At 68.4% G+C, this 22,138-nt stretch carries 24 protein-coding genes and 1 tRNA gene; 16 read left to right on the top strand and 9 right to left on the bottom strand.

Annotated features, from left to right (window positions below; translation table 11 throughout):
• The first annotated feature begins 65 nt into the window (after window positions 1–65).
• On the top strand, window positions 66–3,056 hold the full coding sequence (locus BST44_RS09805; RefSeq protein ID WP_083176918.1) for a UPF0182 family protein: 2,991 nt from the start codon (window positions 66–68) through the stop codon (window positions 3,054–3,056).
• 129 nt (window positions 3,057–3,185) lie between these two features.
• On the opposite strand, the gene BST44_RS09800 is transcribed toward BST44_RS09805, so the two are convergent.
• On the bottom strand, window positions 3,186–4,166 hold the full coding sequence (locus BST44_RS09800; RefSeq protein WP_083176917.1) for a GlxA family transcriptional regulator: 981 nt from the start codon (window positions 4,164–4,166) through the stop codon (window positions 3,186–3,188).
• 74 nt (window positions 4,167–4,240) lie between these two features.
• Between BST44_RS09800 and BST44_RS09795 the strand changes: the two genes are divergently transcribed.
• From BST44_RS09795 to BST44_RS09780, 4 genes are all read left to right on the top strand, one after another.
• A complete protein-coding gene (locus BST44_RS09795) occupies window positions 4,241–4,891 on the top strand; it encodes an HD domain-containing protein (RefSeq protein WP_083176916.1) in 651 nt (216 codons plus the stop codon).
• Between the two features lie 17 nt (window positions 4,892–4,908).
• On the top strand, window positions 4,909–5,607 hold the full coding sequence (locus BST44_RS09790) for a nitroreductase family protein (protein ID WP_083176915.1): 699 nt from the start codon (window positions 4,909–4,911) through the stop codon (window positions 5,605–5,607).
• Between the two features lie 22 nt (window positions 5,608–5,629).
• Window positions 5,630–6,166: a cupin domain-containing protein gene (locus BST44_RS09785; protein ID WP_083176914.1), complete on the top strand. Its 537-nt coding sequence runs from the start codon at window positions 5,630–5,632 to the stop codon at window positions 6,164–6,166.
• A 134-nt stretch (window positions 6,167–6,300) separates the two neighbouring features.
• Window positions 6,301–6,377: transfer RNA gene (locus tag BST44_RS09780), tRNA-Met, on the top strand.
• Between the two features lie 100 nt (window positions 6,378–6,477).
• On the opposite strand, the gene BST44_RS09775 is transcribed toward BST44_RS09780, so the two are convergent.
• From BST44_RS09775 to BST44_RS09760, 4 genes are all read right to left on the bottom strand, one after another.
• The gene (locus BST44_RS09775) at window positions 6,478–6,696 is read right to left on the bottom strand and encodes a hypothetical protein (RefSeq protein WP_208619764.1); all 219 of its coding nucleotides are present in this window, start codon (window positions 6,694–6,696) and stop codon (window positions 6,478–6,480) included.
• Between the two features lie 86 nt (window positions 6,697–6,782).
• Window positions 6,783–7,724, bottom strand: a complete 942-nt coding sequence (locus BST44_RS09770) for an NADP-dependent oxidoreductase (protein WP_083176913.1) — start codon at window positions 7,722–7,724, stop codon at window positions 6,783–6,785.
• 13 nt (window positions 7,725–7,737) lie between these two features.
• A complete protein-coding gene (locus BST44_RS09765) occupies window positions 7,738–8,676 on the bottom strand; it encodes an alpha/beta hydrolase (RefSeq protein ID WP_158086648.1) in 939 nt (312 codons plus the stop codon).
• 60 nt (window positions 8,677–8,736) lie between these two features.
• Window positions 8,737–9,555, bottom strand: a complete 819-nt coding sequence (locus BST44_RS09760; protein ID WP_083176911.1) for an SDR family NAD(P)-dependent oxidoreductase — start codon at window positions 9,553–9,555, stop codon at window positions 8,737–8,739.
• Between the two features lie 167 nt (window positions 9,556–9,722).
• Between BST44_RS09760 and BST44_RS09755 the strand changes: the two genes are divergently transcribed.
• Window positions 9,723–10,256 carry a TetR/AcrR family transcriptional regulator gene (locus BST44_RS09755; RefSeq protein ID WP_244184769.1) on the top strand — a complete coding sequence of 178 codons (534 nt, stop codon included), beginning with the start codon at window positions 9,723–9,725 and terminating at the stop codon, window positions 10,254–10,256.
• A 167-nt stretch (window positions 10,257–10,423) separates the two neighbouring features.
• Here the strand turns inward: BST44_RS09755 and BST44_RS09750 are convergent, their stop codons facing one another.
• The 3 genes from BST44_RS09750 to BST44_RS09740 form a co-directional block, all read right to left on the bottom strand.
• Window positions 10,424–11,311, bottom strand: coding sequence for a universal stress protein (locus BST44_RS09750; protein WP_083176909.1), 888 nt, complete (start codon window positions 11,309–11,311; stop codon window positions 10,424–10,426).
• A gap of 45 nt (window positions 11,312–11,356) precedes the next feature.
• Window positions 11,357–11,863: a DUF2267 domain-containing protein gene (locus tag BST44_RS09745; RefSeq protein ID WP_244184768.1), complete on the bottom strand. Its 507-nt coding sequence runs from the start codon at window positions 11,861–11,863 to the stop codon at window positions 11,357–11,359.
• Window positions 11,864–11,969: 106 nt separating this feature from the next.
• Window positions 11,970–12,458: a glutathione peroxidase gene (locus BST44_RS09740; protein ID WP_083176981.1), complete on the bottom strand. Its 489-nt coding sequence runs from the start codon at window positions 12,456–12,458 to the stop codon at window positions 11,970–11,972.
• Between the two features lie 164 nt (window positions 12,459–12,622).
• On the opposite strand from BST44_RS09740, the gene BST44_RS09735 reads away from it, so the two are divergent.
• The 10 genes from BST44_RS09735 (at window position 12,623) to BST44_RS09690 (ending at window position 21,770) form a co-directional block, all read left to right on the top strand.
• Entirely contained in the window at window positions 12,623–13,915 is a 1,293-nt protein-coding gene (locus BST44_RS09735; RefSeq protein ID WP_244184771.1) for an MCE family protein, read from the top strand.
• Window positions 13,916–13,971: 56 nt separating this feature from the next.
• The gene (locus BST44_RS09730) at window positions 13,972–15,156 is read left to right on the top strand and encodes a cation:proton antiporter (protein WP_244184767.1); all 1,185 of its coding nucleotides are present in this window, start codon (window positions 13,972–13,974) and stop codon (window positions 15,154–15,156) included.
• 86 nt (window positions 15,157–15,242) lie between these two features.
• Window positions 15,243–15,509, top strand: a complete 267-nt coding sequence (locus BST44_RS09725; RefSeq protein WP_083176980.1) for an Rv2628 protein family — start codon at window positions 15,243–15,245, stop codon at window positions 15,507–15,509.
• Between the two features lie 110 nt (window positions 15,510–15,619).
• The gene (locus BST44_RS09720) at window positions 15,620–16,618 is read left to right on the top strand and encodes an Acg family FMN-binding oxidoreductase (RefSeq protein WP_083176906.1); all 999 of its coding nucleotides are present in this window, start codon (window positions 15,620–15,622) and stop codon (window positions 16,616–16,618) included.
• Window positions 16,619–16,658: 40 nt separating this feature from the next.
• Complete coding sequence (locus BST44_RS29490; RefSeq protein WP_142274436.1) at window positions 16,659–17,219, top strand: Rv1733c family protein; 561 nt, start codon at window positions 16,659–16,661, stop codon at window positions 17,217–17,219.
• 59 nt (window positions 17,220–17,278) lie between these two features.
• Window positions 17,279–18,403 (top strand): 4Fe-4S dicluster domain-containing protein, encoded by a 1,125-nt coding sequence (locus BST44_RS09710; protein ID WP_083176905.1) that lies wholly within the window; start codon window positions 17,279–17,281, stop codon window positions 18,401–18,403.
• The gene (locus BST44_RS09705) at window positions 18,396–19,238 is read left to right on the top strand and encodes an FAD/NAD(P)-binding protein (RefSeq protein ID WP_167380178.1); all 843 of its coding nucleotides are present in this window, start codon (window positions 18,396–18,398) and stop codon (window positions 19,236–19,238) included. The genes BST44_RS09710 and BST44_RS09705 overlap by 8 nt, the downstream gene beginning before the upstream one ends.
• A complete protein-coding gene (locus BST44_RS09700) occupies window positions 19,238–19,996 on the top strand; it encodes an NADH-quinone oxidoreductase subunit B family protein (RefSeq protein WP_083176904.1) in 759 nt (252 codons plus the stop codon). Before BST44_RS09705 ends, BST44_RS09700 begins: the two co-directional genes overlap by 1 nt.
• The gene (locus BST44_RS09695; RefSeq protein WP_083176903.1) at window positions 19,993–21,282 is read left to right on the top strand and encodes a Ni/Fe hydrogenase subunit alpha; all 1,290 of its coding nucleotides are present in this window, start codon (window positions 19,993–19,995) and stop codon (window positions 21,280–21,282) included. The genes BST44_RS09700 and BST44_RS09695 overlap by 4 nt, the downstream gene beginning before the upstream one ends.
• A complete protein-coding gene (locus BST44_RS09690) occupies window positions 21,279–21,770 on the top strand; it encodes a hydrogenase maturation protease (protein WP_083176902.1) in 492 nt (163 codons plus the stop codon). The genes BST44_RS09695 and BST44_RS09690 overlap by 4 nt, the downstream gene beginning before the upstream one ends.
• Here BST44_RS09690 and BST44_RS09685 read toward each other — a convergent pair.
• On the bottom strand, window positions 21,721–22,125 hold the full coding sequence (locus tag BST44_RS09685) for a DUF302 domain-containing protein (RefSeq protein WP_083176901.1): 405 nt from the start codon (window positions 22,123–22,125) through the stop codon (window positions 21,721–21,723). The genes BST44_RS09690 and BST44_RS09685 overlap by 50 nt on opposite strands.
• Window positions 22,126–22,138: the final 13 nt, after the last annotated feature.

The following is a 22,138-nucleotide window of genomic DNA, read 5'->3' as shown; positions in this document are numbered from 1 at the left end:
CGGATCGCGGTTCGCGCGATGCGTAGAGTTGTCACCGTCGATCAACCAAGCAGGGAGCGTAGCCAGTGGGGATGCGGCCCACCGCACGGATGCCGAAGCTGACTCGGCGCAGCCGGATTTTGATCCTGATCGCGCTGGGTGTGATCGCTTTGCTGCTCGCCGGTCCCCGGCTGATCGACGCGTACGTGGACTGGCTGTGGTTCGGTGAGCTGGGCTACCGCTCGGTGTTCACCACCGTGCTGGTCACCCGGTTCATCGTCTTCCTGGTGGCCGGGCTGCTGGTGGGCGGCATCGTGTTCGCCGGCCTTGCGGTGGCCTACCGCACCCGCCCGGTGTTCGTGCCGAGCAACGACAACGATCCGGTGGCCCGCTACCGCGCCGTCGTCCTGTCCCGGCTGCGGCTGGTGGGCATCGGCGTCCCGATCGCCGTCGGCCTGCTGGCCGGCATCATCGCGCAGAGCTACTGGGTGCGCATCCAGCTGTTCATGCACGGCGGGGACTTCGGCATCCGGGATCCGCAGTTCGGCAAGGACCTCGGCTTCTACGCGTTCGACCTGCCGTTCTACCGGCTGCTGCTGAGCTACCTGTTCGTGGCCGTCTTCCTGGCGTTCGTGGCCAACGTGTTGGCGCACTACATCTTTGGCGGGATCCGATTGTCCGGCCGTACCGGCGCGCTGAGCCGCTCGGCCCGCATCCAGCTGGTGACCGTGGTGGGGATGCTGGTGCTGCTCAAGGCGGTCGCCTACTGGCTGGACCGCTACGAGCTGTTGTCGCACACCCGCGGGGGCAAGCCGTTCACCGGCGCCGGGTACACCGACATCAACGCGGTGCTGCCGGCGAAGCTGATCCTGATGGCGATCGCGCTGATCTGCGCGGCCGCGGTGTTCTCCGCGATCGTCCTGAAAGACCTGCGGATCCCGGCCATCGGCCTGGTGTTGCTGCTGCTGTCCTCACTGATCGTGGGCGCCGCGTGGCCGATGATCGTCGAACAGATCAGCGTCAAACCCAATGCGGCGCAGAAGGAAAGCGAATACATCAGCCGCAGCATCGGGGCCACGCGGCAGGCGTATGGGCTGACGTCGGACGTGGTCACCTACCGCACCTACGCCGGCGACACGCAGGCCACCGCGCAGCAGGTGGCCGACGACCGGGCGACCACGTCCAACATCCGGCTGCTCGACCCGACCATCGTCAGCCCGGCGTTCACCCAGTTTCAGCAGGGCAAGAACTTCTACTACTTCCCCGACCAGCTGTCCATCGACCGGTACCTGGACCGCAACGGCGCGCTGCGCGACTACGTCGTCGCGGCCCGCGAACTCAACCCCGACCGGCTGATCGACAACCAGCGGGACTGGATCAACCGGCACACCGTCTACACCCACGGCAACGGGTTCATCGCCTCGCCGGCCAACACGGTGCGCGGAATAGCCAACGACCCCAACCAAAACGGCGGCTACCCGGAATTCCTGGTCAACGTCGTCGGCGCCAACGGCAACGTGGTGTCCGACGGCCCGGCGCCGCTGGACCAGCCGCGTATCTACTACGGCCCCGTCATTTCCAGCGCGTCCGCCGACTACGCGATCGTCGGGCGCAACGGGGCCGACCGCGAATACGACTACGAGACCAGCTCCGACACCAAGAACTACACCTACACCGGGCTCGGGGGAGTGCCCGTCGGCGACTGGTTGTCCCGCAGTGTCTTCGCCGCCAAATTCGCGGAGCGAAACTTCTTGTTCTCCAACGTGATCGGCTCCAACAGCCGGATCCTGTTCAATCGCGACCCGGCGCGGCGGGTGGAGGCGGTCGCGCCGTGGCTGACCACCGACAGCTCGGTGTACCCGGCGATCGTCAACAAGCGACTGGTGTGGATCATCGACGGCTACACCACGCTGGACAACTATCCCTACTCCGAACTCACCTCGCTCGAATCGGCCACCGCCGACTCCAACGAGGTCGCGTTCAACAAGCTGGCGCCCGACAAGCAGGTGTCCTACATCCGCAACTCGGTCAAGGCGACGGTGGACGCCTACGACGGCACCGTCACGCTGTACCAGCAGGACGAGCAGGACCCGGTGCTCAAGGCGTGGATGCAGGTCTTCCCCGGCACGGTCAAGCCGAAGAGCGACATCACCCCCGAACTCGCCGAGCACCTGCGTTACCCCGAGGACCTGTTCAAGGTGCAGCGGATGCTGCTGGCCAAGTACCACGTCAACGACCCCGTGACGTTCTTTTCCACGTCCGATTTCTGGGACGTGCCGCTGGACCCGAACCCGACAGCCAGCAGCTATCAGCCGCCGTACTACATCGTCGCGAAAAACATTGCGAAGCAGGACAATACGGCGTCGTATCAGCTGACCAGCGCGATGAACCGGTTCAAGCGCGACTACCTGGCCGCCTACATCAGCGCCAGCTCCGACCCGGCGACGTACGGCAGGATCACCGTGCTGACCATCCCCGGTCAGGTGAACGGGCCGAAGCTGGCCAACAACGCCATCACCACCGATCCGGCGGTGTCCCAGGACCTCGGCGTGATCGGGCGCGACAACCAGAACCGGATCCGCTGGGGCAACCTGCTGACCCTGCCGGTGGGCCAGGGCGGCCTGCTCTACGTCGAACCCGTCTACGCCTCCCCTGGGGCCAGTGACGCCGCCTCGTCGTATCCGCGGTTGATCCGGGTGGCGATGATGTACAACGACAAGATCGGCTACGGCCCCACCGTGCGCGACGCGCTGACCGGGCTCTTCGGGCCCGGCGCCGGGGCGGCCGCGACGGGCATCCAGCCGACCGATGCCGGCAACCCCCAGGCGGCCCCACCCGCCGCCACCCCGCCCGCGCCGGCGGGAACGCCGGGAGCACCGTCGCCGCCCGCGGCGGCGGTTCCGCCCGCTCCCGACGGTGCGACGACGCTGTCGCCGGCGAAATCCGCTGCGCTGCAAGAGATCCAGGCGGCGCTGGGCGCGGTCAAGGACGCCCAGAAGAAGGGCGATTTCGCCGGCTACGGCGCAGCGCTGCAGCGGCTGGACGACGCGATCACCAAGTACAACAACACCAAATAGCTCGCCTCAGTCGCCGCGAGCGTCCGTGTTCCCCCGGCAAGCGCAGGTACCCCCAGTACGGCGACACGCCGGTACGCCTGGCATTCTGCGCACGCTCGGCGCGGCCCGCGGGCGGGACGTCGACCATCCTCAGGCGTAGGCCGTTCGGAACCTCTCCCGATAGGCCTTCGGGCTGATGCCCAGGTGGTTGACGAACACCCGCCGCAGGGTTTCGATGCTGCCGAAGCCGGCCATGCCCGCGGTCTCGCTGACGGATCGGCCGGATTCCAGTGCGCCGCGGGCGAAGTCGATCCGAACCAGCTCGACGTAACGGGCCGGGGTCATCCCCAGCTCGGATTGGAAGAGCCGGGTGAGCTGACGGGTGCTCAGCGACGCCCGCGCGGCAAGGGATTTCACGCTGTGGTTCGCGGCCGGGTTGGCGGCGACCGCGTCGATGACCGCCCGCAGCGGCGACTGGGGCGGCGGGTCGGCCTCCAACAACACCGAGAATTGCGACTGGCCCCCCGCTCGTTTCAGGTAGACCACCAGCCACCGGGCCACGTTGCGAACCAGTTCGGTCCCGTAATCCATCTCGACCAGCGCCAGCGCCAGGTCGATGCCCGACGAGATGCCGGCCGAGGTGAAGACCTCGCCGTCGCGGACGAAGATCGCGTCGGGCTCGACGGTGACGTCCGGGAAGGCCCGGGACAGCAACCGGGTGTCGTGCCAGTGCGTGGTGGCCCGCCGGCCGCTGAGCAGCCCGGCCTGCGCGAGGATGAACGACCCCGTGCAAATGGATGCCGTCCGCCGCGACCGTGCCGAGACCGACCTGACCGCCTCGACGAGGGCGGGATCGATCGCCCGCGCGGGGAGGTGGTCGCTGCCGGCCACCAGCACCGTGTCGGCCGACTCGATCGACGAAATGTCGTCAGTCACGCCCAGTCGGGTCCCGATCGACGTCGTCACGTCCTGCCCGCCCACCGACGCGATTTTGAGCCGGTAGTCGGCGCCGAACCGGTTGGCTTCGACGAACACCTCGCCGGCCCCCGCGACGTCCAGCAGCGTCACGTCGTCGAAGACGACGATCACCACCGTCCGCGAACGCGCTCCCGCTTCACCCACGCAAGACATTGTGTCGCTTTCTGTGGACAGGACGGCGCGAACACCCACGGTCGGAGGGCCGGGAAGGTCGCACACTAACGGTCATGACCACTCAGTCCACCGAAATCATCGCCGGCATCCGCATCCCCGACTCGCCGTTGGCGCGCGAGGCCACCGAGTTCATCCGCGACGTCGAGGACGACCTGTTGTTCAACCATTCGCGCCGGGTGTTCCTGTTCGGCGCGCTGCAGGGCGCGCGCCGCGGGCTGCGGCCGGACCTGGAGTTGCTCTACGTCGGGGCGATGTTCCACGACATCGGGCTCACGGAGCGCTACCGCAGCTCCACGATCCGCTTCGAGGTCGACGGGGCGAACGCGGCCCGCGACTTCCTGACCACCCGTGGCGTCGACGCGGCCGACGCCGTCAAGGTGTGGCTCGGGATCGCGTTGCACACCACGCCCGGCGTCCCGGAGTTCCTCGACCCCGAGATCGCTCTGCTGCAGGCCGGTGTCGAGGTGGACGTGGTCGGCGTCGGCCGCGACTCCCTGGCGCCCGATGCCCTCGCGGCGGTGACGGCCGCCCACCCGCGCCCCGATTTCAAGAACCGCATCCTCGCGGCTTTCAACGACGGGATGAAGCACCGCCCGCTGACCACCGCCGGCACCATGAACGCCGACGTGCTGGCGCACTTCGATCCCGCCTTCGAGCGTGTCGACTTCGTCGACACGATCCTTGACAACAGCTGGCCCGAATAGCGGGAAGGAGCAGGCAAATGGACGTTCACGAGGCGCTCTACACCACCAGGATGATGCGGCGGTTGCGGCCGGAACCGATTCCGCTGGACACCCAGGCGCGCATCCTCGACGCGGCCGTGCGGGCACCGAACGGCGGCAACACCCAGCGCTGGCACTTTGTGGCCGTCGACAACCGCAAGCTGATCGGCAAGTTCGCCCGGTTGTTCCGGGAGGCCCGCGCTCTGGAATACGAGAAGTTCCGGACAGGGAAGGGCCCGATGGTGATGCCGGCCCCCGGTGCTGACCCGGCCACCCACGCCGAAACGATGCGCCGAATCAAGGGCTCCGGGGACTACTTGGCCGACCACTTCGAACGGGTCCCGCTGTTGCTCTTCGTTTTCGCCATCGACGACCTCGGCGGCGCCAACATCTATCCGGCGATCTGGAGTGCGTTGCTCGCCGCGCGCGCCGAGGGCGTCGGCGGCGTGCTGACGATGGTCCTCAACAATTCCCGGGACCGGGTGAACGAGTTGCTGGGCGTGCCCGTCGAGGAGGGCTGGAAGATGGCGGCCATGCTGACCCTGGGCTACCCGCTGGGCAAGTGGGGTCTGGCGGCGAACCGGCGCCCCGTGCATGAGGTTTCCTCCCGGAACGGCTGGGGCGAGCCGTTCGGTGTCGAGGTGCCGCAGCCGCTGTGGCCGCCTCACGGAACGGCGGACCTCGCCGCGGCGGGGTGACGGGCCCGGGAAGGCGAGTCACATGACCGAATTGGACGAAACCAGGGTCACCGTGGTGCGGCCGGGGGAGGGCGAGCATGTCGCCCTCCCCGGGTTCGGGGCGGTGTTCAAGCTGTCCAGCAAGACCAACGGCGGTGAGGTCTCCATCGTCGAGCACCCGTTCGCGGTCGGCCTGCTCACGGCGGCGCACATGCACACCCGGGAGGACGAGCACTCGATCGTGCTGGCCGGTGAGATCGGCTTCCGCTCCGACGACAGCGAGGTTGTCCTCGGACCCGGTGGTTACATCACCAAGCCGCGCGGCCAGATGCACGCGATGTGGAACGCCGGCAGCGAGCCGGGCCGCATCATCGAGGTGATCACCCCGGGCGGGTTCGAGAACTATTTCCGCGAGCTCGGGGAACTGCTCGTCGCGCACGCCGCCGACCCGGCCGGCAAGGTCCTGCACGAGTTGCCCGAGTTCGGCGAGCTGGCCGATAGATACGGGCTGACCTACGGGTCCCCCGACTGGATGGACGACATCGCGCAGCGGTACGGGCTGAACCCGCCGTCGCATTAAAACTCGCCGAAATTGCCGTGGCGGCTGTGGGTGGCTCACCCGCCACGACCGTGGCGGCAATCCGGCCGCCGGAACGCCGGTGACCGCGCGATTTGGTCGCGGTGATGCGGGTTCGGTAACCTGGCATTCACCAACGCGGGGTGGAGCAGCTCGGTAGCTCGCTGGGCTCATAACCCAGAGGTCGCAGGTTCGAATCCTGTCCCCGCTACCAATGTGGTGTCGCAAGACATCGGAACAGCCGCGGACCCAATTTGGGTCCGCGGTTTTTTCCGTTGGGGGCCTTGGGGGCGCCGGACCAGTCGTCGGCGGCGTTACGCCGCGGTCAGCCGGGCGGGGCCGCGGAGCGAGCTATGGGTCGACCATGTCGTGGGGCCTTCGGGCGTGGTGTCGCCGACGCGGGCGATGAGTTCGCTGGCCGCTCCGAACGACAGCAGGACGCGCGAACCGTCGGGAATGGTGGCGTCACCCATCTGATGGTCGGCGCGGGTGTAGCAGAGGCTTTGGATGGGGGTGGTGATGCGCGGGCCCATCGATCCGCTGATGAGCGGACTCGCCTTCGGTGCTGTCGGGTCGGAGATGTCGGATGCGGGGCGCGTGGTGTCGCTGCCCGGCTGACTCAGCCAGGCACGATGACGAGCTTGCCCCGCTTGGCGAATCCGTTGTGTTCGAGTTGCGTCAGGGCGGGGATTGCTTGTGCCAGCGGCACCGTTTGAGCGATCGGCAGCCGCAAGTGGCCGTCGCCGGCGGCGCGTGCGACGGCCTCGAGATCGGCTGTGACGAACTTGCCGATCACGACATGGAAGGGTCCGGGCAGGCCGCTTCTGAGCATGTTCGCCGGACTGGGCTTGACGCTGACGATGCGCCCTCCCCGGGCCAGCATTCTTCGGGCTTTCTTGATCGGCAAGGTGCCGGCGGTGTCCAGCACGACGTCGAAGCGCCGGTTGAGTGCGGTGGGGTCGAAATCGAAGTCGACGATGGGGTCGACACCGAGTTCGCGTGCCTCGGGCTCGGAGCGGGGGCGGCAGCTGCCGGCCACGGTGGCACCGTGGGTCGACGCGATTTGGACGGCTGAGCGGCCGACCGCGCCGAGGCTGGCATGCACGAACACCGATTCCCCTGGCTGCAAGCTCCCTACCCGGAAGAGCGCCTGGTAGGCCGTGCCCGCGGCGATCGGGAGCGTCGCGGCCGCGTCGAAGGGCAGCCCGGCGGGCTTGTGGACCACGCCCGCCTGGCCGGCGACGACCACATCGCCGAATGCGCCCGAGTCCTTCATCGACGCCGCCCCGAGCACTTCGTCGCCAACGCGGAGCCGGGTGACGTTTTCACCGATGGCCTCGACGACGCCGGCGAAGTCGTAGCCCAACCCGCGCGGGAAGCTGCGGCCGGTCACCATCTTCATTCTGCCGCTTCGAATTCCGAAGTCCATCGGGTTGGCGGCGGCGGCGCACACCCGGACGAGAACGTCGTCGGCGCCGAGTTGCCTGGGTTCGAAGTCTTCGAGCCGCAGCACCTCCGGCCCACCGTATTGGTGGTACTGGATTCGCCTCGTAGTGGGCATGTACGTTCTCCGATCAGCGATGTGGTGTGTCAACGGGGTGGGGAAGGGTCAGTGCCAAAACGGATTCGAGGAATGCCAGTGTGGTCTGGTGCAGCGGCGGTGCGTTGAATTGGGCAGACCCGTGGTCACCCCCGGGGATCTCGACCAGGTCTGCCCGGACCCCCGCCGCCGTGAGCGCGCGGTGAAGGCGTCGGCTCTGCTCCATGCCGACGCGGCGGTCGCGGTCGCCGTGGGCGATCAGGAACGGGGGCGCGCCCGGGTGTGCGAGGCGGCACAGGTTTCCCCGCTCGACCACCTCCGGTCGGGTGGAGGGGAGGAATCCGAAGAAGCGCGCCAGTGTGCTGTCCGGACCGTGCATTCGTTCGATGGCATCGGGGTGCGCGTCCTCATCGTGTCGAAGGAAATCGGTGGGTCCGTAGTGCTCCACGACAGCCGCCAATCCGCAGGACAGCTGCGAGTAGGGTTCGGTGCCGCCGACCAGGTCGCTGCCATCGCCCGCGAGCGCGACGGCGCTGATCAGGTAAGCGCCTGCGCTGGAACCGAATCCGACGATGCGCTCAGCATCGAAGCCATAGCGATCCGCGTTGGCCCGCACCCAGCGCACGGCGGCGGCGACGTCGTGGATGGCGGCGGGGAAGACGGCTTCGCCGCTGAGTCGGTACTGGGCCGACACCACAGCCAACCCAGCGTCGAGCAAGAATCGCCACGGCCCCATCTGTTTGATGCCGGTGAAGAAGCCCCCCGGATGCGCGTACACGATTACGGGAACCGGGGTTGCCGCAGGGCGATGCGGGATGTGCAGATCCATGGTGAGTTGCCGAAACCCGATCAGGGTGGCATACGGGCGATCCAGATAGCTTGCGACTCCGGGGAAGACTTCGACCGACGGCAGGTCGGCGAATTCGGGCCGGATCACCGCGGAGAGCATCTCGTCAGGGATGTCGACTGGCATGCCGGGAATATGCAAGGGCTGGCTCCTTTCGAAATACATTGCAGTAAAGTGTTTTCCGCATCAGTGCTGATGCGCTGCGGTCTCGACGAGAGCGCGGCCGAATAGCCAGCCGAACATCTTGACCGACAACGATCGTGGAATCACGTGTTTGATCAGAAGATCGGCGAGGCGGTTGCTGCCGCCCGGTACGACACGCGCCCGCTTGCCCAGGCTGTTCAACGCCGCCTCGACAACCGGCGCCGCCGCCATCCTTGGGCCGCTGATCTTCTGAAGGTCAAGGCCGGAGGATCGCTTGGCGATGTCGGTCTCCGTCATTCCCGGGGACAGGACCAGGACGTCGACGCCGTCCCGTTTCAGTTCGTAGTGCAACGCCTGACCCAGCGAGGAGACGTACGCCTTGGCCGCCGCGTAGTTGGCCACATACGGCACCGCGCTGGCTTCGAGGCTGGATGCCACCAAGACGATGGCCCCGCGACCCCGCCGGACCAAGACGTTGCCGAAAACGTGCGCCATCTGCAGCGGCACCACCGCATCCAGGGCGAGAACCTCGAGTTCGTAGGCGAGCGAACTGTTCACCAGCACCCCCGCCGAAGGGATCCCGGCGTTCGCCACCACGATCCCGACGTCGAGATCACCGACCCGACGGGCCAATTCATCCACTGCCGCGTCGGAGAGCAGGTCCATCGCGATCACGACGTTGTCGGTGCCGTGTGCATGGGAGAGCTCAGTGGCCAAGGCCTCCAGCCGATCTTTGCGGCGCGCCACCAGGACGACGTTGATGCCCGCGGCGCTGAGCTGCCGTGCGAATTGCTCTCCGATGCCCGCGGACGCCCCGGTCACAAGCGCGTACTGCCCGTAGGCTGCGCGAAGATCCGTCATTGCTGTTCCCGTCTGCGCAGAGGTGTGGTGCGGAGCCGAAAGTACGGCACCTGGTGTCATCACCATACACCTAGACGGCACTTGGTGTCATCGCTGGCTGCGCACCTTAGAATGCGCTTATGAGTCGGTGGGAACCCAACGCGGCCGAGCGACTGGGGGCCGCGGCGGTGGAATTGTTCGCCGACCGTGGATATGAGAACGTCACGGTCGTCGAGATCGCCGAGCGTGCCGGATTGACCAAACGGACGTTCTTTCGTCACTTCGCCGACAAACGCGAGATTCTCTTCCGCGGCCAGGATGCCTACCGGGGCATGTTCGCCGACGCCATCGCCGCTGCGCCCGCCGAAGCCGGCCCCATGGAAGCGATCGGCGCCGCGCTGACCGCGTTCTCCGCCGGCTTCGCAAACGACCGTCGCGAATTTCTGGCCAAACGTCAGGCCGTCATCGACGCCAATCCCGAACTGAAAGAGCGAGACCTGCTCAAGGCCGCCGCCCTGACAGCGGCGATGGCCGAGGCGCTGGTCGCGCGCGGGGTGAAACCGCCTGTCGCGAACCTGGCCGCCAATGTCGGCGCGCTCGCCCTCGCCGATGCCTTCCAGCGCTGGCTGCAACCCGGAAACCGGAAATCCATGAATGCGCTTGCCCAGCAAGCGCTCCGCCACCTCGACACCGCAATCGAAGCGCTGCGCAAAGACCACTAACAGTGCTGACGCGGGGAATTCGGACGACTCCGGTGCGCGGTTTCGGCACCCGCCGCGGCGAGCGTTCGATAGCACTGGGCCGGACAGTAGGGGCAGACGGCCCCGGCCTGCTGTCAAAAGGCATGGCGCGCAGCGCCGCCGCCGTACTCACACTCAGGCGTCCGCCGCTACGACTCGCGGGCGACGATCACCACCGATTGCGCCGCATGCGCGACGGCGGTGCTCACTGAGCCCAGGAGCATGCCGGCGAAACCGCCGCGACCACAACTGCCGACGACGACGAGTTGTGCGGACTCCGCGCGCTCGATGAGTTGACGAGCCGGCTCATCGCACACCACCACGGGCCGCACTTCGACATCGGGGCAGCGCTCCCGGAATCCGGCGAGCCACTCGGCGAGCGACTGTCGTGCCTGCACTTCCATCATCTCGAGATCCAGACCCGGCACTTCCGACACGCTGACGTCAGACCACGCATGCAGTGCCACCAACTCCACGCCCCGGCGGGAGGCCTCGTCAAAGGCGATCTCCGCCGCCAGTTTTGACGCGGCCGAACCGTCGATTCCCACCAGCACCGGTGCCTGCGGGCGCGGCGGCGCCTCATCATGGACGACGGCGACCGGGCAATGCGCGTAGTTCACCAGTCCGGTGCTGGCCGAGCCGAACGGGACCCGGCTGAACGCGCCCTCGCCCCGGTACCCCACGACCATCATGTCCGCGAGTTTGGACTCATTGACGAGCGTGGAAACGGTCGGGCCACGTACCACCACGCTGTACACGAACGGCGGGCCATGGTCGGCGGTGCTGTCGGCGACCACCTTGCGCGCGTCTTCGAGGATTTGCCGCGCCTTCTCGTCCTGCCGCTCGAAATAGCCTTCGGGAATCGGGATCGCCGGCCACGGCGCCACCGCCGGCACGACCGGTGCGATGACGTGCATGAGTGTCAGCGGAACATTGCGTATCGCCGCATCGCGAGCCGCCCAGGCGACCGCCGCCATCGACGACGCTGATCGGTCGACGCCGACCAAAATGCCACGATGTGTTTCGCGTTCGGACATTTCGTTCCCCTGCCTCGATCGTTAAGCGATTCAGACGCGCATCGGTCAGTGCCGGGGTTGCAGAACCTTGCGAATGTCCATGGGGAGCTGACCCAGCGCCTTGTCGATCAACGCGACGGGCAGATGATGCAAGACGGCCGCGGTGGTGGCCGAGGCGGCTCGGTCGACTTCGTCGAGTGCGATGTTCGCCTCCCGTGCGAACCGGACGGCGTAGGCCTTGGCGTCGTACTTGTCCGGGACGGTGTTGGGATTCCATGCCTGATAGAAGACGCCGCGGATCAGGTCGGGAAGCTGGGCGGCGAAATGGGCGCTCGCCTCGACGGTGAGCCGATCGCGGAGGGTGTGTAGCCAGGCCCTCAGGACTCGGTAGGCGAACTCGCGATCCTCGGTGTCGAACTCCTTGGCCACATCGTTGACCCACGTGTGCGCGGAATCGATTGCGTGATCGAGCGCTGTCACCTTGGTTTTCGTCGCCACGGATGCCTCCTCGAGGACGAATGCGACCGGCAGGTCGGACTGCTCTTTGGTGCGGGCCGACATGACGCCACGCACGACTTTCAGTCAACTCCGTCGCGCGTGAAGCGAAGAAGGGGCGATGGACTCCGCGCCGGAGGACTTTCGGCCACTCGGGCCCCGGCACCACCGGGCCGTTTGATGCCTATCGGGGCAGCACGGCCTCGATGGCGCTGATCACCTCGGGAGCATCCGGCTCGGTGCGGGGCCGGAACCGCCGCACCACCTCACCGCCGGGTGACAGCAAGAACTTCTCGAAGTTCCACTGGATGTCGCCGGCCTCGCCGGCGGAATCGGCCGCCTTGGTCAGCTCGGTGTACAGCGGGTGGCGGCCGTCGCCGTTCACGTCGGTCTTCGCCAGCAGCGGGAACGTCACCCCGTACGTCGTCGAGCAGAACTCCCGGATCTCCTCGGCCGTGCCGGGTTCCTGGCCCATGAACTGGTTGCAGGGGACGCCGACGACGGTCAGCCCGCGGTCACCGTAGTCCTTAGCCAGCTTTTCCAGCGCCGTGTATTGCGGCGTGAGCCCGCATCTGGAGGCCACGTTGACGACTAGCGTTGCGCCGCCGGACAGTTCGGCCAGCGTGGTCGGGTGGCCGTCGAGGGTGGTCAGGGGAATGTCTTTGAGGGTCACCCCGACGACGCTAACGCACGGCGCGGCCATTGAATCTGCGAACGCCGGTTCGCACGAGCGGTGGCCGCCAAGGTACATTCCAGTGGACTTCGTTATTGAATATGTGTGCAGGGCCGGGAAGAGAGTCGCAGAGGGGTGGGGCACTGGTGACGACGTCTTCGCCGGTGCAGATCAACTCCCAGCGCCTCCCGCCGTACCGATGGGTCGCCGTCGCCGTGCTGGTGACCTTGGCCATCGTGTTCATCATGGTCTACGTCCAGTTCCGCGGCGGCTTCACCGCGAAGACGAACCTGACGATGCTGGCGTCGCGGGCCGGGCTGGTGATGGATCCGGGTTCGAAGGTCACCTACAACGGCGTGGAGATCGGCCGGGTGGGCAACATCTCGGAGACCGTGCGCGACGGCAAGCCCGCGGCGAAGTTCACCCTCGAGGTGTATCCGCGGTATCTGTCGCTGATCCCGTCCAACGTGAACGCCGACATCAAGGCGACCACGGTGTTCGGCGGCAAGTACGTGTCGCTGACGACACCGAAGAACCCGTCGCCGCAACGGATCGACCCGCACACCGTGATCGACGCGCGGTCGGTGACCACCGAGATCAACACGCTGTTCCAGACGATCGTGTCCATCAACGAGAAGGTGGATCCGGTCAAGCTGAACCTGACGCTGAGCGCGGCCGCCCAGGCGCTGACCGGGTTGGGTGACAAGTTCGGCCAGTCGGTGGTCAATGCCAACGCGATCCTCGACGACGTCAACCCGCAGATGCCGCAGGCGCGGCGCGACATCCAGCTGCTGGCCGGGCTGGGCGACACCTACGCCAACGCGGCGCCCGACCTGCTGGACTTCCTGAACAACGCGGTGATCACGTCGCGCACCATCAACGCCCAGCAGAAGGATTTGGACCAGGCGTTGTTGGCGGCGGCCGGGTTCGGCAACACCGGCGCCGACGTCTTCAACAAGGGCGGCCCGTACCTGGCGCGCGGCGCCCATGACCTGGTGGCATCGGCCCAGCTGCTGGACACCTACAGCCCCGCGATCTATTGCACGCTGCGCAACTACCACGACGTGGCGCCCCTCACCGGTGCCTCCGAAGGCGGTTTCAACGGTTACTCGTTGAACATGAACACCGAAGCGCTGTCGGGGCTGGGCCTACTGGCCAACCCGGTGTCCGCGGTGGCCACCATCGCCAGCCTGGTCGGGGGCCTGGCCGGGGTCGTCGGCGGCGCGCCGAACCCGTACACCTACCCGGAGAACCTGCCGCGGGTGAACGCCCACGGCGGCCCGGGCGGCGCTCCGGGTTGCTGGCAGCAGATCACCCGTCACCTGTGGCCCGCACCGGAATTGGTGATGGACACCGGGAACAGCATCGCGCCGTACAACCACCTGGACACCGGATCGCCGTACGCGATCGAGTACGTCTGGGGCCGCCAAGTCGGGGATAACACGATCAATCCCTAGAACTGCGCGGCCAAGAATGCAGAATGTCTTCGTGCCGCCGCGCAGGGACCGCTGACGTGTCGGGGTTCGGGTTTCACACCCTGGCGCTGCTGACCGCCATCGGGTTGGCCGGTCCGCTGCTGGCCGCACTGCCGGGCCTGCGGATACCGGTGATCATCGGTGAGCTCATGGCGGGCCTCGTCGTCGGTCGGACCGGATTCAACGTCGTCGACGTCACGAACCCGACGTTCCAGCTGCTCGCCAACGTCGGCTTCGCGCTGGTCATGTTCGTCGTGGGCACCCACGTCCCCGTCGGGGCCGGCGCGCTGCGGTCGTCGCTGCCGCAGGCACTGGCGCGTGCGGCGCTGGCAGGCGTCGTCGCGGCGGCCCTCGGCGTGGGCCTGGCGGCGGCCTTCGGGACCGGCCACGCGGCGATGTACGCGGTATTGATGGCCTCGTCGTCGGCAGCGCTGGCGCTGCCGGTGATGGATTCGCTGCGATTGCGCGGGCCGCAGGTGATCGCCGTCACCGCGCAGATCGCGGTCGCCGACGCCGCCTCTATCGTCTTGCTGCCGTTGGTGATTGACCTGCAGCGCGCACCCAGCGCCGCACTCGGCGCGCTGGCGGTGGCGGGGTGCGCGGTGGTGCTGTTCGTGGTGCTGCGCCAATCCGACGCCAAGAGCTGGCGGCGTCGCATGCACGTGTACTCGGAGAATCACCGGTTCGCGCTGGAGTTGCGGACCAACCTCATCGTGCTGTTCGCCCTGGCGGCGCTCGCCGTCAGCACGCACGTGTCCGTCATGCTGGCGGGCTTCGCGGTGGGTCTGGTGGTCGGCATGGTCGGCGAACCGCGCCGGCTGGCGCGCCAGCTGTTCGGGATCACCGAAGGGTTTTTCAGCCCGCTGTTCTTCGTCTGGCTGGGCGCTTCACTGCAGGTGCGCGAACTGGGCGCGCACCCGAAACTCATCCTGTTGGGCGTGGGACTCGGTTTCGGGGCGGTGCTGGCGCATTGCGCCGGCAGGCTGCTCGGCCAGCCGATCTCCCTGGCGGTGCTGTCGGCCGCGCAGCTCGGGGTGCCGGTCGCCGCGGCCACCATCGGCACCGAGGAGCACCTCCTGGTCGCGGGCGAGGCGTCCGCGTTGATGTTCGGCGCCCTGCTGACCATCGCCGCCACCTCGGCCGCGGGCGTGCTGGCGTCGCGGAGCCAGGTGACCAATGGCCCTCCCGCGTCGGGACCTCCGCATCCCCCAAAGCACGACTGAAGCACTCGCCGCCCGTTGCGTTCGGCCCTGTGGTCCGGGTCGTCAGGGTGGTCGGATGGAGGTCACGCTCGATCGAGGAGGCCGTGATGAGGTTCGCCACACGACGCCACCACCTGCGAGCCGTGCCGGCCGCGACGATGTACCGCGTCACCGATCGGCTGCACGGCGGGCGCACCGTCCGGGTGCCCGGCCACGAGATCGCACCCATCGTCTCGGCGTGGCTGGCGGAGCTGGGCGCCCACAGCCCCCTGGTCGACGAGCTGGCGCGGGCGGCGTGCGTCGGCGACTGGTCGGCGGCCTACGCCATCGGCGATCAGCTCTCCGTCGACGTGGTCATCGCGGTGGCCGCTTAGCTGCGCGATTGGCCCAAAGTCCCTCGGGCTAGAGCCGTCGTGCTCTCGTGGGGCAGTGCGCAATCCGCAATCGTGGACAAGACGACGCAACACCGAAGGGAACGACCGCCATGAACACCCGCTTTCCGGATGCCGGCACCGTCCGAACGGTCCTGAGTTTGGCATCGCGGGCGCCTTCGGTGCACAACAGCCAGCCCTGGCGGTGGCGGGTGGGTGCGGCGAGCCTGCACCTCTACTCCGACGACAGCCGGCAACTGCCCCACATCGACCCGGACGGCCGGGATCTGATGTTGAGTTGCGGTGCGGCCCTGCATCACTGCGTCGTCGCGCTGGCGGCGGTTGGGTGGCTTTCCAAGGTGACCCGACTGCCGAACCCCGCCGACCCCAGCCACCTGGCGGCCATCGAACTCTCGCCGCACCGCGCCGATTCGGTCGACATCGCGCTGGCCGCGGCCATACCGCGGCGGCGAACCGACCGGCGCTACTACAGCTCCTGGCCGGTGCCCGTGGGCGATGTCGCCCTGATGGCGGTCCGGGCCGCCCGCAGCGGGGTCACGCTGTGCCAGGTGGAAGACCTCGACAACCTGCGCAAGATCGTGGCCAAATCCGTGCGGGACCACTTGAACCAGGACTACCTCGCCGAGCTGACGGCGTGGAGCGGCCGCTACGCGTCGGTGGCCGGCGTTCCCGCGCGCAACACGCCCGCCCCCGATCCGACGGCCAAGATTCCGGGTCGGCACTTCGCCGGCCCGGTGCTGCCGATGCCGCCGGACTCGTCATCGGCCGACGACAACGCGGTCGTCCTGGCGCTGGGCACCCGCAACGACGACCGCCTGGCCCAGCTTCGTGCCGGTGAGGCCACCAGCGTGGTGCTCCTCACCGCGACCTCACTGGGCCTGGTCAGTTGCCCGGTCACCGAGCCGCTGGAGACGCCGGGAACGCGCGCGGCGGTCCAGGCCGACATCTTCGGCGACAGCAACTATCCGCAGATGCTGTTGCGCGTCGGCTGGGCGCCGATCAACGCGGACCCGTTGCCGGCGACGCCGCGGCGTGACCTCGCCGACTTCGTGGAGTGGATGGGCGACCGCGAGCACCAGGTCGCCCACTGAGACGGTGAAATCCTGAAACGGTTGCGGCGCAAAGGACATCATGGAGACCTTCATCTGGGACCCGCGCTGCTGGCGGGTCGCCCGCGTATTCGGCCGTAACCCGTTGCTCCGTCGCGCAGACCGCATCGAAGCCTTGGTCGTGCTGGTCGCGGTCGCCGTGTCGCTGCTCGCCGTTCCCGTCGCCGGCATCGTCGGCGCGGTCACCTACGGCGCGCGCGAACGCGCGTACACGCAAGAGGCGCACCAACGGCACCGGTTGATGGCCACCGTCGTCGACGCGCGGCCCGAGGACTTGGGCGTGACTGTGGTGCAGGCGAAGTGGCCGGGACCGCGCGGCGAACGGGGCGGAACATTGGAGACCGCCGAACACGCCAAGGTGGGCGGAACCGTCGAAATCTGGGTGGACGCCGCCGGCAACCCGGTGGTGCCGCCCACCCCGACGTGGCTCGCCGCCGGCGAGGCGGTCGGGGTGGCGGTGGTGGCGGCGCTGGGGGTGGCGATGGCGATGGCGGCGGTCGTCGCGCTCGTCCGGTCGCAGCTGGACCGGAACCGTGACGCGCTGTGGGAACGCGACATCGAGTTCCTCGCGGAGGCCTCGTGACCGGTGACCCCGCGGCCCAACCCCTATACAGCACAGTCGAACCGGCGGATGATGTGTCGATGAGCGGAGACGGCGGAAGCCCCGGTGCCGCCCGGTTCGGCACCGCCGGATTACACCGCCTCGTCGAGGTGCTCATCGAGCGCGGATACCGCGTCATCGGTCCGACGCTGCGGGACAGCGCGATCGTCCTCGACGAACTTCAGTCGGCCGCGGACCTGCCGCGGGGGTGGGGCGTCGACGTCGCCCCCGGCCACTATCGGGTGCGCCGCCGCGATGACGACGCGGTGTTCGGGCACTCGGCCGGGCCGCAGTCATGGAAGCAGTTCCTGCACCCGCCGCGGCGCCGGGTGTGGTCCGGCACCCGGGACGGTTTCGGCGACGCCGAGGCGGACGAGCCGGCCCCCCGGTACGCCTTCCTCGGGGTGCGCGGGTGCGACTTGGCCGCGATCGCGACGCTGGACCGGGTGCTCGGCCGCGGCCAGTTCCCCGACACCTCCTTCGTGCGCCGGCACCGGCAGATCTTCGTGGTGGCGGTCAATTGCACGGAGCCCGGCGGGCTGTGCTTCTGCGCCTCGATGGGCACCGGCCCCGCCGCCGGTCCGGGGTACGACCTGGCGCTGACCGAGCGACTCGACGCCGACAGCGTGACCTACGTGGTCGACGTGGGCACCCAAGAGGGCGCCGACGTGCTCGCGGCCGTTCCGCACCGCGCCGCCGACGACGCGGAGATCGGTTCCGCGCGCGCCGCGGTGCAGGATGCGTCGCATCGGATGGGTCGCCAGATGCCGGACATGGACCTGCGTGACTTGCTGTTTCGTTCGCGCGAGTCGCCGCAGTGGGAGGAGGTCGCCGGCCGGTGCCTGACGTGCGGCAACTGCACGATGGTGTGTCCAACCTGCTTCTGCACCAGCACCGAAGACGTCAGCGACCTGACCGGCGACCACGCGGAACGCTGGCAGCACTGGGCGTCGTGCTTCGAGCCCGATTTCACCTACATCCACGGCGGCGGCAGCGTCCGCCAGTCCGGTGCCTCGCGGTACCGGCATTGGCTGACCCACAAGCTCGGCACCTGGCACGACCAGTTCGACATGTCGGGCTGCGTCGGCTGCGGGCGGTGTATCGCCTGGTGCCCCACGGGAATCGACATCACCGAGGAAATGAACAAGATGGCGCGCGATGACTGACACGCCGGGCGCCTCGGTGATGGCGCCCAACCCGTACCGGGTGCGCAGCCGCGTGGTGGAAAGCCCCGACTCGGCGACCCTGTGCCTGGAACCGCTCGGCGAGGTGCTGCGCGCGCCGCAACCGGGAGAGTTCATGATGCTCTACGCGTTCGGCGTGGGGGAGGCCGCCATCTCCATCAGCGGCGATCCCACCGTCACCGACGGCTCGATCACGCACACGGTGCGCGCGGTCGGCGCGGTGAGCCGCGCCCTGCACGACGCCCAGCCCGGTTCGGTCATCGGCGTGCGCGGCCCCTTCGGCACGACCTGGGGGCTGGCGGAAGCCGCGGGGCGGGATTTGGTGATGGTCGCCGGCGGCGTGGGCCTGTGCCCGTTGCGCCCGGCGATACTCGGAGCCCTGGCCCAGCGTGCCCGCTACGGCAAGGTGACGCTCGTCGTGGGCGCCCGGTCGCAGGCCGACTTCGTCTTCGCCGCGCAGCTCGAAAAGTGGTCGCACGAACCGCAGATCGAACTGCACATGATCGTCGACGCGAAGACCCCCGGCTGGGCCGGCGAGGTGGGCCTGGTCACGGAGCCGCTGGGGCGGCTCACGCCGGATCCCGAGCGGACCACCGCCTTCCTGTGCGGCCCCGAGCCGATGCTCAGGTTTGGTGCCGAGGCCTTGCTTGCCAAAGGCATTGCCGCGCAGGACATCCGAGTGTCGCTGGAGCGGAACATGCAGTGCGGGGTCGCGATGTGCGGGCACTGTCAGCTGGGGCCCTTGCTGTTGTGCCGCGACGGCCCGGTGGTCGGCTACGACGTCGCCGGCCCGCTGCTGCGGGTGAAGGAGCTGTGATGAGTAGACCCACCCTGGCCGTGTGGAAGTTCGCCTCCTGCGACGGTTGCCAACTGACGCTGCTGGACTGCGAGGACGAGCTGCTCACCCTCGCCGACCAGGTGCAGATCGCCAACTTCGCCGAGGCGTCCAGCGCGATCGTCGACGGCCCGTACGACGTCTCGCTGGTCGAGGGTTCGATCACGACTCGCCACGATGAGCGGCGCATCCACGAGATCAGGCAGCAATCGACGGTGCTGGTCACCATCGGGGCGTGCGCCACGGCCGGGGGCGTGCAGGCGCTGCGTAACTTCGCCGACGTCACCGAGTTCGCCTCCATCGTCTACGCCAAGCCGGAATACATCGACACGCTGGCGACGTCGACGCCGGCCTCGGCGCACGTCAAGGTGGATTACCAATTGCCGGGCTGCCCGATCGACCGGGGCCAGCTGCTCGACACCCTGGCCGCCCTGCTGATCGGACGCAAGCCGCGGCTGCCGGCCAAGACGGTGTGCACCGAATGCAAGCTCCGTGGGGTGGCGTGTGTCGTTGTCGCCGAGGGGATTCCGTGCCTGGGGCCGGTGACGCACGCCGGCTGCGGGGCGTTGTGCCCCAGCCACCACCGCGGGTGCTACGGCTGTTTCGGCCCGTCGGCGGCGCCGCGGACCGCGACGCTCATCCCGTTGCTGCGCCGCGACGGGATGTCCGACGGCGACGTCGAGCGGGTGTTCGCCACGTTCAACGTCGCCACGTTCGCCGCCGAACGGGGCAAGCGGTGAATTCGTCCGAGCGCACGCTCAGCGTCGGCGCGCTGACCCGGGTGGAAGGCGAAGGCGCACTGCACGTCACGCTGCGGGACGGGGCACTGCAGAGTGTGCAGCTCAACATCTACGAGCCGCCGCGATTCTTCGAGGCTTTCCTGCGCGGGCGCGCCCACACCGAGCCGCCCGACCTGACGGCGCGCGTCTGCGGCATCTGCCCGGTCGCCTATCAGGTCAGCGCGTGCAACGCGATCGAGGACGCCTGCGGGGTCCGGGTCGACGAGGAACTCGTCGCGCTGCGGCGGTTGTTGTACTGCGGCGAATGGATCAACAGTCACGCCCTGCACATCTATCTGCTGCACGCGCCGGATTTCCTGGGCTACCCCGACATCGTCGGCATGGCGCGCGACCACCGCGAGGTGGTGGAGCGGGGCCTGTCGTTGAAGAAGGCGGGCAACCGGCTGATGGAGTTCGTCGGCGGCCGGGCCATCCACCCCGTCAATGTCCGGCTGGGCGGGTTCTATTCCGTCCCGACACGATCCGAGTTCAAGCCGATCGAGGAGCAGTTGCGCCGCGCGCTGGACGAGGCGGTGGCGACGGTCGAGTGGGTGTCGGGTTTCGAGTTCCCCGACCTCGAACTCGAGCACGAGTTCCTGGCCCTCACCGCGCCGGGTGTATACCCGATCGAGAACGGCACGATCGGGCGCAGCGCCGGCGCGGCCTTTCCGGTGGCCGATTTCACCGATCACGTCGCCGAGTCGCAGCTGCCACACTCCACCGCCCTGCACGCGACGCTCGACGGTGGTCGCCATCTGACCGGCCCGCTGGCCCGGTTCTCGTTGAATGCCGCGGCGCTCTCGCCGATCGCCGCCGAAGCGACAGCCCGCGCCGGCCTGTCCGGTGAGTGCCGAAATCCGTTTCGCAGCATCGTCGTTCGTGCCGTTGAGGTGGTATACGCGATCGAAGAGGCGCTGCGCATCATCGGCGAATACCAGCGCCCCTCCCGCCCGTTCGTCCCGGTCCCCGCCCGCGCCGGCGTGGGGCACGGGGTCAGCGAGGCGCCGCGCGGCCTGCTGTATCACCGGTACCGCATCGACGAGCACGGGCTGGTGTCCGACGCGACGATCGTTCCGCCGACGTCGCAGAACCAGGGGGCCATCGAAGCCGACCTGGCCAACCTGGTGTCGGACAATCTCGCGCTCGACGATGCCGCGCTGACCGGGCTGTGCGAACAGCTGATCCGCAGCTACGACCCGTGCATCTCCTGCTCGGCGCACTTCCTGAAACTGACGGTGCGGCGATGATCGGCGGGGTCGCCGTGATCGGGCTCGGCAACTGCCTTCGCCGCGACGACGGCGTCGGTGTCGCCGCCGCCGACGCGTTGGCGGAGCTGGCGTGGCCCAACGTCGTTGTGACGACCGGCATCGCGGAACCGATAGGTGTTCTCGAGGCGTGGACCGGCGCCGGGCTGGCCGTGATCATCGACGCGGCGACCGTCACCCCGGCGACTCCCGGCCGGATCCATCGGTACCGCCTGGACGAGCTGCCCACCGACGGCGACGGATTGAGCTCGCACAGCATCGACATCGGCCGCACCCATGCGCTGGCCCGCGAGCTCGGACGGCTACCCGGCGCGGGCGTGGTCTTCGCCGTCGAAACGGAAGACACCGGGCCGGGGGCGGGACTGACCCCGCGGGTCGAACGGGCCGTTCCGGTGTTGGTCGGGATGGTCGCCGCCGAGATCAATCGCTTCCGGTCAGCGCAGCGATCGCCGCACGCAGACTCTCGGTGACCTCGGCGGCGACGGTGATCAGGGACGCCTCGCCGGTGACCTCGATCAGGATGCCGGGGTCCATCGCGTCGACGATCACCGTCCCCGGTTCACCCGGGTCGGCGCGCACCAGCACATTGCACGGCAGCAGCAGGCCGATCTCTCGATCGAGGCTGATCGCCCGATGCGCCAGGGCCGGGTTGCACGCACCGAGGATCAGATAGTCCTCCATCTCCACGCCGAGCCGGGCCTGCAGTTCCGCTCGGACGTCGACTTCGGTGAGCACGCTGAAACCGTTCTGCGCCAAGGCGTCTCGAGTGCGGTTCACCGCGTCGTCGAACCGGGTCGCCAATCGGGTCGATAGGCCCGCGCTCATCGCGATCCGCCGT

Source organism: Mycobacterium scrofulaceum, from assembly GCF_002086735.1.
Lineage (GTDB): Bacteria > Actinomycetota > Actinomycetes > Mycobacteriales > Mycobacteriaceae > Mycobacterium > Mycobacterium scrofulaceum.
The sequence above is the reverse complement of the archived record's forward strand: the minus strand, read 5'-3'. Positions and strand labels throughout refer to the sequence as shown.

Coding starts and splice junctions, on each gene's coding strand:
- BST44_RS09800 (WP_083176917.1), bottom strand. CDS start 4,166: ATGTCTTGCGTGGGTGAAGCGGGAGCGCGTTCGCGGACGGTGGTGATC.
- BST44_RS09795 (WP_083176916.1), top strand. CDS start 4,241: ATGACCACTCAGTCCACCGAAATCATCGCCGGCATCCGCATCCCCGAC.
- BST44_RS09790 (WP_083176915.1), top strand. CDS start 4,909: ATGGACGTTCACGAGGCGCTCTACACCACCAGGATGATGCGGCGGTTG.
- BST44_RS09785 (WP_083176914.1), top strand. CDS start 5,630: ATGACCGAATTGGACGAAACCAGGGTCACCGTGGTGCGGCCGGGGGAG.
- BST44_RS09775 (WP_208619764.1), bottom strand. CDS start 6,696: ATGGGCCCGCGCATCACCACCCCCATCCAAAGCCTCTGCTACACCCGC.
- BST44_RS09770 (WP_083176913.1), bottom strand. CDS start 7,724: ATGCCCACTACGAGGCGAATCCAGTACCACCAATACGGTGGGCCGGAG.
- BST44_RS09765 (WP_158086648.1), bottom strand. CDS start 8,676: ATGCCAGTCGACATCCCTGACGAGATGCTCTCCGCGGTGATCCGGCCC.
- BST44_RS09760 (WP_083176911.1), bottom strand. CDS start 9,555: ATGACGGATCTTCGCGCAGCCTACGGGCAGTACGCGCTTGTGACCGGG.
- BST44_RS09750 (WP_083176909.1), bottom strand. CDS start 11,311: ATGTCCGAACGCGAAACACATCGTGGCATTTTGGTCGGCGTCGACCGA.
- BST44_RS09725 (WP_083176980.1), top strand. CDS start 15,243: ATGAGGTTCGCCACACGACGCCACCACCTGCGAGCCGTGCCGGCCGCG.
- BST44_RS09720 (WP_083176906.1), top strand. CDS start 15,620: ATGAACACCCGCTTTCCGGATGCCGGCACCGTCCGAACGGTCCTGAGT.
- BST44_RS29490 (WP_142274436.1), top strand. CDS start 16,659: ATGGAGACCTTCATCTGGGACCCGCGCTGCTGGCGGGTCGCCCGCGTA.
- BST44_RS09710 (WP_083176905.1), top strand. CDS start 17,279: ATGAGCGGAGACGGCGGAAGCCCCGGTGCCGCCCGGTTCGGCACCGCC.
- BST44_RS09705 (WP_167380178.1), top strand. CDS start 18,396: ATGACTGACACGCCGGGCGCCTCGGTGATGGCGCCCAACCCGTACCGG.
- BST44_RS09700 (WP_083176904.1), top strand. CDS start 19,238: ATGAGTAGACCCACCCTGGCCGTGTGGAAGTTCGCCTCCTGCGACGGT.
- BST44_RS09690 (WP_083176902.1), top strand. CDS start 21,279: ATGATCGGCGGGGTCGCCGTGATCGGGCTCGGCAACTGCCTTCGCCGC.
- BST44_RS09685 (WP_083176901.1), bottom strand. CDS start 22,125: ATGAGCGCGGGCCTATCGACCCGATTGGCGACCCGGTTCGACGACGCG.